Genomic DNA, 13,538 nt, shown 5'->3' with positions numbered 1-13,538 from the left:
CCGTGCGGTGCCGGACGGCGCCGGACGCGCAAAGGCCCGGTTGCTGGCGACGGGGGATGCACCAGCAACCGGGCTACTGGAACGGTAACAAGAGATCGGCGGTTAGCAAATTCCGTCTCTGTGTTTCCGGTCATCGACTGACCTGCGCCGACCGGGAGTTGTGACCGGAGTCACCCACCCCGGGGGCGGCCGTCAGCTGAGCGTGACCTGCCGGTTGGTCAGACCGCCACGGGCCCGGCGCTCCTCGGCGGTGAGCGGCGCGTCCGTGCCCAGGGCCTCGGCGAGGCGCTCGGCGAACTCGGCCGCCGGCTTCTCGACGTCCTGCGCGGAGACGGCGCTCGGCAGGTCCCAGACCGGCACGATCAGCCCGTGGGCGCGGAAGGAACCGACGAGCCGGGTGCCCTCCCCGAGGGACGACCGGCCCGCCGCGTGCAGCCGCGCGAGAGCGTCCAGAAGTCGCTCCTCCTCATGCGGCATGACCCAGCGCAGGTGGTTCTTCTCCGGCGTCTCGCACCAGTAGGCGGCGTCGACGCCCTGGAGCCGGACGGTCGGGATGGCCGCGGCGTTGGCCCGCTCCAGGGAGGCGGCCACCTCGGGCGTGGCGTTCTCCGCGTCCGGGACCCAGAACTCGAAGCCCTCGTGCACCACTGGCTCGAAAACGCCGTCGGCGTCGAGCAGGTCCTGGAGCCGTGGCCCGTCCGCCGGTGCGCGGCGGGCCTGGACCGGCGTACCCGGCTCGGCGCCCAGGGCCCGCTGGAGGGTGTCGGCCAGGTCGCGGCTGATGTCACCGGAGGGCGTGTCGTTCTGCAGCCCGAGCAGGACCGAGCCGTCGTCGCGGCGCAGCGCCGGCCAGGCCATCGGCAGGACCGTCGCCAGGGTCACGGACGGCACGCCCTCGGGCAGGCCGCCCTTCAGCGGCAGCCCGGCCGTCGCCGCCGGCACCAGCTCGCGCAGCGCCACCCAGTCGCACTCGCCGGGCAGTCCCTCGAACGGGCGCTGCACCAGCTCGGTCACGGCCTGGGCGGCGGCCCGCCCGTGACACGCCTTGTAACGGCGACCGCTGCCGCAGGGGCAGGGCTCGCGGGCGCCGACGACCGGGACCTCCGCATCGAGCTGAGGGCGCTTGGCCTTCGTCTGGGGGCGCTTCTTGGCCATCGTGGGTGTCTCCCGGTTACGGCTCTACTCGTACGGGCGCGAGCCTAGCCGTTCAGGCGGTGGCCGACGGGAACCTGTGGACAACTCCGGGGCTGTGCACGACTCCGGGGCCGTGCACGACTCCGGGGCTGTGGACAACTCCGGGCCGGTGGACGACGGCACGGGTTTCGCGGGACGCCCGGCAGGCTGTCCGCCGCACCCGTCGGCCGAAGTGCCGGTCGCATCGGTCGCATCGGTCGGTCGGAGCCGTCGGCCGAAGTGCCGGTCGAACCGGATGGCCGGACCCGTCTGCCGAAGTGTCGATCGCTCCCGTCAGCCGCCCCCCGTCAGCCCCCCGTCAGCCCCTCGTCGCCCCCGTCGGCCCTCCGTCAGCCCCCCGTACACCGAGGAGCCGGCGCGACGTGCCGTCAGCTCGTCGCGTTCGCGTCAGCCCAGATCGTCGAAGGCGTCCGCGAAGTCCAGCCCCGGGATGTCGGCCACCGCCGGGGCGCCCACCCGCGCGGCGAAGTCGTCGCGGCGGTGCCCGGCGTCCGGGTCGTACACATCCGCATGGACGACGACCCAGACCGTGACCTCGCCCCGGGCGTCGTCGCGGACGCCCCAGTCGTCGGCCAGCGCGGTGATGATGTTGAGACCACGGCCCCCGTGTGCCGTCACCGAGGGGGTCGCGGGGGCCGGACGGGTCGGTCCGCCGCCGTCGGTCACCTCGACCAGGAGCCGGCCGCCGGCGTCCACCCGCCAGGCGGCACGTACGTCACCGTCTCCGGCCAGGGCGTCACCCAGGGGCCGGCCGTGCTTGCACGCATTGCTCAAGAGTTCCGAAAGGATCAGTACGGCGTCGTCGATGACCGCTTCCGTGACTCCGCTCCTGCGCAACTGATCACGCATGCGGTGTCTTGCTTCCCCCACGCCCGAAGGGCCATGGGGAACGGCCATGCTCGACGACGTCGGCACCTCCTGTGCCACCACCAACGCCACCCCCGAGACCTCCTTTGCCCCACGCCACGGTGTGGATGCCCCATTGGCCTGAACCGGAAACCGGCCGATCCCCGCCCGGTGACGCATTCGACATACGCGACCGCGCATCGCACGCGCCGGGGCACTCCCCGTAACCAGGCGTCATCGGATGGCTGGAATGCGCCGGTTTGACCGCTGGCCCTGCTGGCCCTGCTAACTCTGCCGACTCTGGCTCTGCTGGCTCCGGCGGTCTCAGCGGCCGAGATGGTCCAGGACCGCGCGGGGCCGGTTGGTGATGATGGCGTCGACGCCGAGGCCCACGCAGAGGTCCACGTCCTCCGGCTCGTTCACGGTCCATACGTGCACCTGGTGACCGGCCCGTTTCAGACGCTCGATGTAGGCGGGATGGCTGCGCACGATCCGTACCGAGGGACCCGCGATCCGGACGCCGACCGGCAGCCGCCCGTCGCGCAGCCGGGGCGAGACGAACTGCATCAGGTAGACGGTGGGCAGCGCCGGCGCGGCGGCCCGCACCCGGTGCAGCGAACGCGCCGAGAAGCTCATCACGCGCACGCGTGTCTCGTCCGCGTCGGCCGGCGCGTCGAGCCCGAACCGCTTCAGCAGCGCCAGCAGCCGCTCCTCCACCTGCCCCGCCCAGCGCGTCGGGTGCTTGGTCTCGATGGCCAGCTCCACCCTGCGTCCCGCGTCGGCGACGAGTTCCAGGAGCCGTTCGAGGGTGAGTACGGAGGTCGCCTCCCGGTCCTCCGGCCGGTGCTCCCACTGGGGCTCCTCGCCGCGGACCCGCCACGCCTCGCGCGTCTTCCAGGAGCCGAAGTCCAGCGCCGCCAGGTCGGCCAGCTCCATCGCCGAGACCGCGCCGCGCCCGTTGGACGTACGGTTGACGCGCCGGTCGTGGACGCACACGAGGTGCCCGTCGGCCGTCAGGCGCACATCGCACTCAAGGGCGTCCGCACCCTCCTCGATGGCCTTCGTGTACGCGGCGAGGGTGTGCTCGGGGGCTTCTTCCGAGGCCCCGCGGTGGGCGACGACCTGGATACGGTGCTGTCGTGCGTGGGTCACCGCGTCATGGTGCCACCGCGCGGGGACGGGTGTGGGACGGACAGGGGGGCACGGGCGGGGCATCCAGGCCGGTATGTCTTACATTTCCTATGTAAGAAATCGCCGCGGACCCACAGCGACCGCTTATGGTGCTCTGACGGCCCGTGGGAAAAGCTGGGGCATACAAAAAAGACATGCGCAGCTGCACCGCGTCGAGCCCCTCGGGGCCGACGCGCACGAGCGTGGCTGAGTGCTGCTCAGTGGGACCGAACAACAGCCATGGACCGAGGAGAAAAGCTGTGAGCACCGAGAACGAGGGCACCGCGGTACCCCCGGCCCCGTCCGCACCTCCCGTGCCGGTGGACTCTCCCGCAGCTTCCCCGCAGCCGTCGGCGCCCCAGGGCGGCATGCCGACGCCGCCCGCGGGGCCGAACGGCGCCTCCCAGGGCCACCCCGGCGCTCCAGGCGGCCCGGCGCAGGGACCGGCGCCCTACGGAGCGGCCGCGCAGGGCTCGGCCCCCGACGCCTCCTGGCCGCCGCCCCCGCCGCCGGCCTCCCCGTACGCGGGCGGCGGCGCCGGCACCGGGAGCGGTGTGGGCTTCGGCGGCGGTGACGGCTCCGGCGGCGGCTGGGGCGCCCCGTACCAGCAGCCCGCGCCGAAGTCCGGCGGCGGGCGCGGCGGGCTGGTCGCCGCGGTCCTGGTCGCCGCGCTGGTGGCGGGTGGCCTCGGCGGTGGCCTCGGCTACACCCTGGCAGAGAACAACGACTCGGGTTCCACCACGGTCTCCGCCTCCGACACCGGCGGCTCGGTCAAGCGCGACGCGGGCACCATCGCGGGCGTGGCCGCCAAGGCGCTGCCCAGCACGGTCACCATCGAGGCCGAGAGCACCAGCGGCGAGGGCGGCACCGGCACCGGCTTCGTCTTCGACAAGCAGGGCCACATCCTGACCAACAACCACGTGGTGGCCGAGGCGGTCGACGGCGGCAAGCTCACCGCCACGTTCCCGGACGGGAAGAAGTACAACGCCTCGGTGGTCGGCCACGCCCAGGGCTACGACGTCGCCGTCATCAAGCTGGCGAACACGCCGTCGAACCTGAACCCGCTCGCCCTCGGCGACTCCGACAAGGTGGCCGTGGGCGACTCGACGATCGCCATCGGCGCCCCGTTCGGCCTGTCCAACACGGTGACGACCGGCATCATCAGCGCCAAGAACCGCCCGGTCGCCTCCAGCGACGGCAGCGCCACCAGCAAGGCGTCCTACATGAGCGCCCTGCAGACCGACGCCTCCATCAACCCGGGCAACTCCGGCGGCCCGCTGCTGGACGCCCGGGGCAACGTCATCGGCATCAACTCCGCGATCCAGTCCGCGAGCAACGGCCTCGGCGGCACCGGCCAGGCCGGCTCCATCGGCCTCGGCTTCGCCATCCCGATCAACCAGGCCAAGTACGTCGCCCAGCAACTGATCAAGACCGGTGAGCCGGTGTACGCGAAGATCGGCGCGTCCGTCTCCCTGGAGGAGACGGCCGACGGCGCCCAGATCACCGAGCAGGGCGTCAGCGGCGCCGAGCCCGTCGAGTCCGGCGGCCCCGCGGACAAGGCCGGCCTCAAGCCCGGCGACGTCATCACCAAGCTGGACGACCACGTCATCGACAGCGGCCCCACCCTGATCGGCGAGATCTGGACCCACCAGCCCGGCGACAAGGTGAAGGTCACCTACGAGCGCGACGGCAAGGAGAACACGGTGGAACTCACCCTGGGCTCCAAGACCGGCGACGACTGAGCAGCCCCTCTCGCACGGTGCCTCAGGCCGGGGAGAAGGTGAAGACCTGGTCGGGGGCACCGGTGCAGGCGGCCTGCACGGCCTCCGCGCCGTCGGCGACCGGCGGCAGGAACCCGACGCACAGCCCGCTGTGCACCGGCCGCAGCCGGAAGCCGTCCCCGGACGCCTCCAGGCGGAACGTCTGGCTGTCACTGCCGGCGCAGTTCCGGGGAGAGAGCAGCGCGCCGGGTGACACGGAGGCGTCGTCGACCGTCAGGCAGCCCGTGCCCTCGTCGGGGTGGTACCACTGGATGCGGTACGTCTGCCCGCCCACCTTCTCCAACTGGACCTGCGGCAGCGGGGCGTCCGAGCAGGAGTGCTGGACGGCGATCTCACGGTCGGTACGCCCGTTGCGTTCACGGCCCTCGGTCAGGCATCGGGACGGATCGGACGCCGGGTGGATGCCGGCCGGTCCGGCCGCGGGCAACTGCGCCAGGACCCGCGTCGGCGTCGTACTCGCGGTGGGAGTGGGGCCGGCCGCCGTCTCCTCGTGACCGGCGGGCGAGGCGTCCGGGGAGACCGGCGCACCGGACCCGGGCCTGGACCCGGACCCGGCCGTGGCCGAGCGGCGGGCGGTGGGGGACGAGGACGGCCGCTCCGACGCGGTGTCGGGCGCGGCGGTGCCGGCGGACGGCGCACTCGACGGCCCGCGCTCCGCGCGACGCTCATCGCCCGGTTCGTCGTCGTGCGGCCACAGCGAGAGGACGAGAACCCCTACGACGGTGCAGGCGGCGATCGCGACCAGCGGGCCCTGCCGACGCCAGGTGGACTCGTGCCCGGACGGGGCGTCCGACGCGCTCGCGCCGCCCTCACCGGCCGGACCGGGACCCGGGGCCGACTCGGCGGCAGCGGCTTCCCCGACGCCGGCGCGGTCATCCGCGGAGGCGGGGGCGGCGGCCGGGGCGGCGTCCTGAGCCGTCCCGCTGACGGACGGCGTCCCGCCGCCGCCGGCCGCCGTCTGGTCGGCCGGCGTCTGGTCGGCCGGCGTCTCGCCGTCCGCCGTCTGGCAGACCGTCGTCCCGCCACCGGTTCCGTCCGTGGTCCCGCCACCGTTTCCGGACAGCGTCCCGCCACCGGAGACGGACAGGCGCCGACGGGCATCGACCCAAGCGGACACCGTGTCGTCGTCACCACCGCAGGCCCGTACATAGGCCGCCAGGAGTTCCTCGCGGGGAAGGTCGTCGCGGCCGAGGGCGGCGGAGATCGTCGCGCGCGGCAGCACGTCACCGGCGTCGGTGGCGTTGCGCTCCAGTTGCCGGTAGCTCATATCCGCCCAGCGGCGTAACTGCCGCAGCAGCTCCATGAACTCCGCAGGGCTGTGTGCCGCCGCAGGATCGGGCCCCCGTCCCATCACCGCTCCCTCGTCTCGTGAGTACCAAGGAAGCTTAAAGGCCGTTGTTCTGTACATGAGTGCTGTTTTCCCGTGTTGGTTCACGCGGCTATGTGGCGGTAGGCGGTCACGTCACCGGGACTGGGGAGAGGCGCGACGGTGACCGTGCTGCCGGGGCGGGGTGCGTGGATGACCCGTCCGTCACCGATGTAGAGGGCGACGTGGCCGCCGCCGTAGGACAGGACGAGGTCGCCGGGGACCAGGCGGTCGCGGGTGGTGGCGCGGCCGGCACTGATCTGGTCCCAGGTGGTGCGCGGCAGTTCCACGCCGGCCGCCTGCCAGGCCCGCATCACCAGGCCCGAGCAGTCGAAGGAGGAGGGACCGGTGCCGCCCCAGACGTAGGGCTTGCCCAGTTGCCCGCGGGCGTAGGCGACGGCGGCGCTCCGGGCGGACACCCCGGCGCGGTCAGCACGGTCGGCGGGCTTGTCGGCGGGTTTGTCGGTGGGCTTGTCGGTGGGCGTCGGGGAAGGCGAGGGGGCGGCTTCGGACTGCCGTACGGAGCCGGCCGCGTCCGCCTCACCGATGGGTACGTCCAGGGTGGTCCCGGCGTAGATCAGCGTCGACGAGCCCAGGTCGTTGAGCAGCTGGAGCGTCTTGACGGTGGTGCCGTGGGCGTGGGCCAGCTCCCAGAGCGTGTCCCCGGAACGCAGGACGACCCCCTCCGTCTTCTCCGTCTCCTCGGACTTCTTCTCCGCCTTCTCCGCCGTTTCGGCTTCCCGAGACTTCTCGGTCTCGGCCGGCTCGCTCGGCTCGGCGGGTGCGGCCGGCGTCGTCGGCTGGAGGGTGACCGAGGGCCGGTCGGCCATGGAGGACTCCGACGGTCCGTGGACGGCCAGCAGCGCGCCCGCCAGCAACGAGAGCACGAACGCCACGATCAGCCCGGTCACCCCGGTCGCGGCCCGGCGCTTTCGTCTCGTACCGGCCCCTGACGTGCGCGGCCTGCGGTGCGAGGCCGGCGTGGCGATCGGCGTGGATAGCGGCGTCGGCGCAGCTGCCGATGTCGATGTCCCGGTCGGCCGCGGCGCGTTCGGCTTCGGGTTCTTCGGTGTCATCACAACCTCCTCCTTGGGGCCGGGATTTCGCGGCCCGGGAGGAGGTTGTGCCGCCGCGTCGGTGTCTCGCCAGATCTTGAGGCGTCCGGGACAGTCCCGTCCGCGTCCGCCTCCCGCCGACCCGTGCCGACAAGGGCGCCGGCCTGCCTGGACACCCCAACTGACCTGCGAGGACAACCCCGGACTGTCCGGGCCGCCGCACACCGTTGCCCGGGCTCCGGCCGCGGGGCCACGCTTCTTCCACCGCCCCGCACCACCAGGCCGGCGCCTCCTCGTCAGGCACCTGTGCCGAGTGCGGGGACCGCCCTGCCGACAGCCGTCCCGCTCGCGTGGACCGGCGGCAGGAGCGCTCTCTTCCGATGCCGTCACCCGCCGCGCGGGACGGCTTTCCTCCCTTGTCGATCAAGGAGCATGGCATGCGCAGTACACGCACATACCGGGGCCGCACCGTGGCCGTGGCCGCCGTCGCCACCGGCCTGCTGGCCGGCGGCATCACGGCCGGCGCCCTCACCGCTGACGGCTCACCGGCCCCCGGCACGGCCGGTGAGTCCGTGGCCAACGCCGCGGCCGAGGCAGGGCAGGTCCAGTACGTGGCCCTGGGCGACTCGGTGGCCGCCGGGATAGGGGCGGGCTCCCCCACCCCCGACTCCTTCGATCCGAAGGAGCAGGCCTGCTTCGCGGACGGAGCGAAGACGACCAGGGTGGCCAACTCCAGCCTGGCCTACCCGAAGCGGGTGGCGTCGGCCCTCAAGGCGGAGCTGGACTTCCAGGCGTTCTGCGGCGCGAGCGTCAAGGCCACGCTCAACCAGCAGACGGAGACGCTCGACAAGAACACCGACCTGGTCACCGTCCAGGTCGGCGCCAACGACTTCGGTTTCGCGGGCATCCTCACGGACTGCTACCTCTACAACCCGCCGGCGACCGACGACTGCAACAGCAAGATCAACGGGGTGGCGAGCCGTTACCGGGCGGATCTGCCGGGGCGCTTGGACACCCTCTACGAGACGATCAAGAAGAAGGCTAAGAACGCCGACGTCGTCGTGGTCGGTTACCCCGATCTGGTCAAGAACAAAGCGACCCTGGCCTGCTTCGGCGACGGCGCCTGGCCCACCAGCACCCACCGCGCGATCGGCCGGGCGGCCGACGCCCTGAACTCGGTCATCGAGTCCCGGGCGGCCGCGTACGGGTTCACATTCATCGACCCGCGGGCGTCGTTCAAGGGCCACGAGATCTGCGCGGACACCGAGTGGGTCAACGGGGTCAGCAACCCTCCCGTCGAGTCCTTCCACCCCAACGCCGCCGGACAGCAGGCCCTCGGCTGGCTCATCTGGCAGCACGTCAAGCCCTGACAGCCCGCGCCTGACTCGCCCACTCACCGAAGGAGCACAGCCATGCACACCACCCGACAGAGGAAGAGCCGCACCGTGGCCGTGGCCGCCGTCGCCACCGGCCTGCTGGCCGGCGGCATCACGGCCGGCGCCCTCACCACCGACGACTCCCCGCACACCACAACCACCGCCACCGTGGCCAACACCGCCGCCGACGCCAAGGCGGCCGGCGCCGCGGGCTGCAAGACCCACACCTCGCACTACGAGGTCCGCAACCACGTGGTGAACATCAAGACCGCCGACCTCAAGCTCCGCATCACCCGGTGCGTCGACGCGTCTGGCGCGCTGACGGCGGACACCACCCTGCGCATCTTCGCCACCACCACGACAGCCGGCGACCTCCTCTACGGAGTCACCGTCACCCCCGAGCCCGCTCCCGCCATCCTCAAGGCGACCGGCAGGCAGTACGTCCTGGAGCAGGACGTCGAGCACAAGACCTGCCTGGGCACCAAGTACGGCCCGTGGTGCGACCACAACAACATCACCTTCACCGTCACGCTGAACAAGTCGTCACCCCGGTGGGAGGTGAGCAGCAGGGACACCAGCCGCGACGACGACATCGTGGCCGCCTGATCCCACTCCCGGCCCCGCACGGACAAACGCACCCCGGGCCCCCGGGGCGGCCACCGCCTCCCCGGGCCACCCGCCTTCCCGCGCCTCCGGCCCCGGACATCAGCGGGCAGCCGCGTGGACCACCACCATTGCGAAACGCTCCGAACCGGTACGCTGTACCCGCTCCGCTCCTGGTGGGCGGCGCCCAGGTGGGTTGCCCGAGCGGCCTAAGGGAACGGTCTTGAAAACCGTCGTGGCAGCGATGTCACCGTGGGTTCAAATCCCACACCCACCGCAGGTGAACGGCCCCTGACCAGTGCTTATGGTCAGGGGCCGTCGCCATGCCGGGCCCCACCGTTCCCCCTGGTTTCCCGGCCGAACGGGCACGGAAGGGGCACGACTGGGGCACGCCCTGAGAGGCGCTCCGGCGCCGGGTCTGAACTGAGGCTTCTTCCTTGGTCGGGACCGGGAGGCAAACCGTGCTACCTGAGCACCGACGACAGCGACGGCTACGTGTCCCGCCTGGCCGATCACATCGAGGCCATGCAACTCGGGGCGGCAGACAAACTCCGGGAGGAAGCCCTTCAGATCCTGGAAGGCCGGAGAATCGACGACGAGGAGGACATGGCTCTCCTCGCCGCTCGGCTGGCTGGCGCCCTGGGGGACGTGCTGCGCGTAGCGAACAGCCGCGGCCACCTCCTAGCGAAACGTGCACCTTCTTGAGGGACAACCAAGGACCAGACTTCGGTCAAGGCACCACGTCGCCAGCGGGAGGCAACCCGGGCAGTAACCGGGTTGCCTCCCGCTGCGGCGAGCGGACTCAGGCTCTGCACCTCAGCCGACGACAGTCAGCCACGACGGTGGGTGCGATGACCGATCAGGTGCGCGTGTGTCTCGATGTACTCCCACTGACCTCAGCCACGTTGCTTCTCGTCGGGGCTGGCTGGTTGCTGGATGCTGCTCGTTCAGTACAGCCACAACTGATCACGGGCGGCCGTGATCTGCGGCCGCCTTATCGATCAACGCCCTGACCTGCTGCTGAGCTGTGGGCAGTTGTCGGCGTTGGTCAGCGCTGAGCGCCCTTCCACAGCCCGAGGACGGCCCGGGAAGGCGCTCACAAGCCGGTCTACTGAACACCGGTCTCGCTGACCAGCGAGACTGAAGAAGCCCACGGCTCTAGCCAGTTCAGATGCCGTGGGCTTCTGTCGTTGTTGGTCGGCATCGGGTGACCTCGGACGGCCCAGGGACGGCCCGGAGGTCAGTCACGAGAAGTCCCGCCGGTTGCTCGACGGCCCCGGGGTCGCTGCACCCTCAGCAGATGAGTCGAGCTTCACTAACAGCACGAGACCTCTTACCGACTGTGGTGATTCCTGTGGTACGCAAGGTAGTCACGCCCTATCAGATGACCTGACGCCTCCCTGAGATGCCTGGGGGAAATCTCAGAAGAATGATCGGTGACGATCAAATCGTCAGAAACACTCAGCATTCCGAAGTCGAAAAGGACGTGATGATTGGGGCACAGGCAAAGCACATTGGCTGCAATATCAGGACCGGAATGAGGATGCCCCAGGGGGCGAATGTGCGCTGCTTCGCTGTAGGCCCCTTTAGGGGTGGTAAGGCGAATTCCGCATATTTGACAGGTGTGATCATGAATCCGCTTGACATAGTCTGTCACGGCAGTGCTTCGAATTATGCGCTGCGTGGTTACTTCGGCGCGCGACGGAGACTCTTGTCCGGCTGGCTCGCTAGGGGGTTGAGGTGGTGAAGGATCTTTGAGCTCTTCGACTAGCTCCACAGCGGGTCCCACTTTTTGGATTTTGCGATACTCTTCCCACCCTGCTTCGGTCAGCGTCCAAATGCCTCGTGACTCGCCAGCTGGAACTAGGAGCTTCGCTCGTTCCATGTTCTTCCGTTCGAATCTAGTCCTGTTCCACCATTTAGACTCATCACCTCTTTTCGTGAGGGCCCAATCCTCCTCAGAAAGTAGCGCTCCGTAGCGTTGCTCCATCACCTTGAGCGCTCGGGCCGTGCGTACGCTGCCACCTAGCTCCCCCAGTATGGTCAAAAGCCACTCCCGAAGGACCTGCTGAGGGGTCAACTCTGATGCCATAGTGAGATTTTAGGGCGCAGGCGCGGTTCTTCCAGATCGCTCGGCGTGCCCTACACCGCAGGGATGCGAGGTCTGTCACCTCGGTGGCCTCTGTCATCGCCAGCCGACCTTGCACTGCTTGGAGACAGACAAGAGCTTCTCGGCCGCCGTGATCACTGTTTTGTACGGGCGTGGCTGCGGGCTGGCGGAGCCGACCGAGCCAGGGGCTAGCTGCCAGCAACCCACTTGTGGTGAACTGGCCAGATGGGTGGCGCTCTGACAAGCCTCGTGGCGGTTGCCGGGACCTTACTTGGATCTTTCCTCACATTCCTTTTCCAACGAAAGGCGACGGACCGTGCCGAAGCCTTCACCTGGAGACGGCTGACCCGAGAAGAACGCCTGGCCGCCTACAGTGGCTTTGCCGAAGCTGTCGTCGCCTACCGCCGAGCGCAGTATGACCCGTTCCATCGAGGACTCGAAGATCGAGACAGTCCGGCGTTTGTCGACGCAAAGACGGAGTCGTACCACCGCCGCATGATCGCGCAGCAAGCTCTATTTCGGGTTCGGCTTGTTACTGAGGACCCAGGTCTTTTTCAGCTCGCAGAAAGAGCGCTTGAAGCCACCAGGTTGGTTGCGGAGGCGACTGACAGGCTAAGCCTGGAGGACAGCGTTGAACAGGCCAAGCAGGCACTCAATGACTTCTTGCTCGGGGCTAGTGAATGCATTCGTACCTGAACTAGTTCGCCATCCGGTCACGCCACTGTGTGGCCTCTTCAAGCCGCACCTGCCCGCCGTCTTTACCCACCACTCACCCTGGCTCCCATCCCGTCCGCCGTCGTCCCACACACCGTGGAGCGGGCGTGGTTCAGCGGGGGTGTCAGGGGCGGTGTCCCGTCATGCGGGCCGCTGAGGTGAGGGTGGCGCGGGCCTCGGGTTCGGTGAGGCCGGTGTGGAGGGCCGCGGCGAGGAGGGCGTCGGTGAGGGCGGGGCCGATGCCGTTCTCGTAGGCGCGGCAGGCTGCCCAGAACAGGCGGGTGTTGCGCTGGCCCTCGTGGGCGGAGCGGACGAACTGGACGAGGCCCTGGCCGTGGGCGGTGCCGGTGGAGGGCGTGGAGCGGCGGGTCCGGGGCGCGGGGAGCAGGAGGCGCAGGAGGGCGCGCGGGCAGGGTGCGGGCGCCAGGTGCGCGGTCCCGGGGGCGATGGCGTACGCGCCGTGCCGGGTGCGGGAGCCGGGGCCGACGAGGTAGCCGCCGGCGCCGCGGACGTCGATGCCCGGGGCGAGGCGGCCGGCCGAGTTGGGGACGACGACGTCGGGCGGGCCGGTCAGCCAGAGGTGGCGGCCACCGCTGGGGGTGAGGACGACCACCGTGGGCGGGATCGTGAACAGGTGCCGCAGGGCCAGTTCGCGCAGGGCGGTCGAGGAGTCCCCGTCCGGTTTCGTGTCCAGGTCGATGCCGATGAGGTGGTGCGGCGGCAGGCCGCAGGCGATGCCGTAGCCCGTGGCCCAGGGGGCGGCCGTGAACAGTTCGCGGATGCGGGCGGGGTCGGTGGAGGCGTCGTGGACCCCGTGGCCCGGGCGTCCGCACTCGCCGCGGCAGGGGGCGGGTCCGTCGGGGTCGTCGCGGTGGGGGGAACGCAGGGCCGGGAGCTTGGTCCGGGAGAGCGGGATGACGGCCAGTCCGCGTTCGGCGGCTGACAAGGCGTGTGCGAGGGCCGGCGTCGTGGCCTGCCGATGGGTGGTGGCCATGACTTTATTTTCGTATGTGCGTTCGAGTAAGGGAAGAGGGGTGCGCGGGGCGCGCGGGCGTGGGGTGGTGGGGACGGCGGTGCCGGAACGCTTCACCTCTTGCGGCGTTTGGGGTGTTGCCGTCTCTCCTGTCCTGAGTGCGACGCAAGGGTGCAAAGGGGTTTATCTACTTGTCCTCACGCTTGAGAGCGAATCGGGGCTATGGGGATGGTTCGCCGGTGATCCGATGGGCAACTCTGATCACGCGACGTCGTGCATGACACCGGGGCGGATGGCCAACTGCCCTGGTGACCAGGCTGGTTCAGGTACTTCTCGTGTCGCCGGCAGCG

General features: G+C 70.4%; 12 protein-coding genes and 1 tRNA gene. 6 read left to right on the top strand and 7 right to left on the bottom strand.

Annotation, left to right across the window (positions count from 1 at the left end; all coding sequences use genetic code 11):
* Nucleotides 1–192: 192 nt before the first annotated feature.
* From ACZ3IG_RS16720 to ACZ3IG_RS16710, 3 genes are all read right to left on the bottom strand, one after another.
* Complete coding sequence (locus ACZ3IG_RS16720) at nucleotides 193–1,155, bottom strand: DUF5926 family protein (RefSeq protein WP_467432634.1); 963 nt, start codon at nucleotides 1,153–1,155, stop codon at nucleotides 193–195.
* A 426-nt stretch (nucleotides 1,156–1,581) separates the two neighbouring features.
* A complete protein-coding gene (locus ACZ3IG_RS16715) occupies nucleotides 1,582–2,220 on the bottom strand; it encodes an ATP-binding protein (RefSeq protein WP_467433140.1) in 639 nt (212 codons plus the stop codon).
* 144 nt (nucleotides 2,221–2,364) lie between these two features.
* Nucleotides 2,365–3,192, bottom strand: coding sequence for a glycerophosphodiester phosphodiesterase (locus ACZ3IG_RS16710; protein ID WP_467432632.1), 828 nt, complete (start codon nucleotides 3,190–3,192; stop codon nucleotides 2,365–2,367).
* Between the two features lie 278 nt (nucleotides 3,193–3,470).
* Here ACZ3IG_RS16710 and ACZ3IG_RS16705 point away from each other — a divergent pair, with 278 nt between their 5' ends.
* A complete protein-coding gene (locus ACZ3IG_RS16705; protein WP_467432630.1) occupies nucleotides 3,471–4,952 on the top strand; it encodes a S1C family serine protease in 1,482 nt (493 codons plus the stop codon).
* A gap of 22 nt (nucleotides 4,953–4,974) precedes the next feature.
* On the opposite strand, the gene ACZ3IG_RS16700 is transcribed toward ACZ3IG_RS16705, so the two are convergent.
* Together ACZ3IG_RS16700 and ACZ3IG_RS16695 are read right to left on the bottom strand one after the other, a co-directional pair.
* A complete protein-coding gene (locus ACZ3IG_RS16700; protein ID WP_467432628.1) occupies nucleotides 4,975–6,342 on the bottom strand; it encodes an RICIN domain-containing protein in 1,368 nt (455 codons plus the stop codon).
* A gap of 80 nt (nucleotides 6,343–6,422) precedes the next feature.
* On the bottom strand, nucleotides 6,423–7,244 hold the full coding sequence (locus ACZ3IG_RS16695) for a C40 family peptidase (RefSeq protein ID WP_467432627.1): 822 nt from the start codon (nucleotides 7,242–7,244) through the stop codon (nucleotides 6,423–6,425).
* A gap of 605 nt (nucleotides 7,245–7,849) precedes the next feature.
* On the opposite strand from ACZ3IG_RS16695, the gene ACZ3IG_RS16690 reads away from it, so the two are divergent.
* The 4 genes from ACZ3IG_RS16690 (at nucleotide 7,850) to ACZ3IG_RS16675 (ending at nucleotide 10,096) form a co-directional block, all read left to right on the top strand.
* Nucleotides 7,850–8,782 carry an SGNH/GDSL hydrolase family protein gene (locus tag ACZ3IG_RS16690; RefSeq protein WP_467432624.1) on the top strand — a complete coding sequence of 311 codons (933 nt, stop codon included), beginning with the start codon at nucleotides 7,850–7,852 and terminating at the stop codon, nucleotides 8,780–8,782.
* A 42-nt stretch (nucleotides 8,783–8,824) separates the two neighbouring features.
* Nucleotides 8,825–9,394 carry a hypothetical protein gene (locus ACZ3IG_RS16685; protein ID WP_467432623.1) on the top strand — a complete coding sequence of 190 codons (570 nt, stop codon included), beginning with the start codon at nucleotides 8,825–8,827 and terminating at the stop codon, nucleotides 9,392–9,394.
* A gap of 187 nt (nucleotides 9,395–9,581) precedes the next feature.
* Nucleotides 9,582–9,668 (top strand) — tRNA-Ser (locus ACZ3IG_RS16680).
* A gap of 146 nt (nucleotides 9,669–9,814) precedes the next feature.
* On the top strand, nucleotides 9,815–10,096 hold the full coding sequence (locus tag ACZ3IG_RS16675; RefSeq protein ID WP_467433138.1) for a hypothetical protein: 282 nt from the start codon (nucleotides 9,815–9,817) through the stop codon (nucleotides 10,094–10,096).
* A 628-nt stretch (nucleotides 10,097–10,724) separates the two neighbouring features.
* Here the strand turns inward: ACZ3IG_RS16675 and ACZ3IG_RS16670 are convergent.
* Nucleotides 10,725–11,483: an HNH endonuclease gene (locus ACZ3IG_RS16670; protein ID WP_467432621.1), complete on the bottom strand. Its 759-nt coding sequence runs from the start codon at nucleotides 11,481–11,483 to the stop codon at nucleotides 10,725–10,727.
* Nucleotides 11,484–11,726: 243 nt separating this feature from the next.
* Between ACZ3IG_RS16670 and ACZ3IG_RS16665 the strand changes: the two genes are divergently transcribed.
* Nucleotides 11,727–12,197: a hypothetical protein gene (locus ACZ3IG_RS16665; protein ID WP_467432619.1), complete on the top strand. Its 471-nt coding sequence runs from the start codon at nucleotides 11,727–11,729 to the stop codon at nucleotides 12,195–12,197.
* A 142-nt stretch (nucleotides 12,198–12,339) separates the two neighbouring features.
* Here the strand turns inward: ACZ3IG_RS16665 and ACZ3IG_RS16660 are convergent, their stop codons facing one another.
* Complete coding sequence (locus tag ACZ3IG_RS16660) at nucleotides 12,340–13,209, bottom strand: bifunctional DNA primase/polymerase (protein WP_467432617.1); 870 nt, start codon at nucleotides 13,207–13,209, stop codon at nucleotides 12,340–12,342.
* Nucleotides 13,210–13,538: the final 329 nt, after the last annotated feature.

Source organism: Streptomyces sp. NPDC016677, assembly GCF_055562815.1.
Note: the sequence above shows the minus strand (reverse complement) of the source record. Positions and strands in the feature narration are given on the sequence as shown.